Source organism: Oleiphilus sp. HI0128 (assembly GCF_001635365.1).
This window is the reverse complement of the sequence record NZ_LWGG01000165.1, coordinates 1-763: the sequence shown is the minus strand read 5'-3', so window position 1 is coordinate 763 and position 763 is coordinate 1. Positions and strand designations below refer to the sequence as shown.

General features: G+C 48.2%; 1 protein-coding gene. It reads left to right on the top strand.

Annotated features, from left to right (window positions below):
• Positions 1-763, top strand: a 763-nt coding sequence (locus tag A3763_RS02095; protein ID WP_156494833.1) for a nitrate/nitrite transporter, incomplete at both ends; no start/stop codon positions are given.

Here is a 763-nt window from a genome sequence, read left to right as displayed (position 1 = left end):
AAACAGCTTAAGCCTAAGCGCAACACAGTTAGGATTATTCTTTTCGGCCCCGGTTCTAACCGGTGCACTAGGGCGTATTCCTGCTGGCTGGCTTAGCGAGCGCTACAACCCCAAGAGCCTATTCACCCTACAAATGCTTCTTAGCACACCGCCACTATTCATCCTGCCTCACATCGAGACTCTGGAAGGCTACCTATTACTTGGCTTGTGGATCGGTATTAGTGGCACATCTTTTACCATCGGCATTCGTTATATCACCGACTGGTTTGAAAGTAACCGACAAGGCACTGCCATGGGTATATTTGGTGCAGGTAACACCGGCTCAGCCATTACCCTTGCACTTGCCCCAATTATTGTTGCGAACTGGGGTTGGGACAGCATTGGTCCTATCTATGGGGTTGGTTTACTCATTATGGCTTTTCTGTTCTGGCTAATAGCACCTACCCGCCCCTATACCCCGACAAAACTTCAAGCCGAACTTAGCACCCTACAAGCACTTAAATCCATCCAGATTTGGCGCTTCGGTCTATATTACTACTTTGTCTTCGGTAGCTTTTTAGCGCTAATCCTCTGGCTCCCACAGTATTATGCTTCCGCTTATAAACTCAGCTATAGCCAAGCGATGGCCTTTACGCTTTTCTTTGTTGCCACCTCTGGCATGGTTCGAGCATTAGGAGGCTGGTTTGCAGACCGCTATGGTGGTCGCACCGTTAACTGGGCAGTATTCTGGATATGCTTAGTTTGCTTGTTCTTCTTGTGCTAT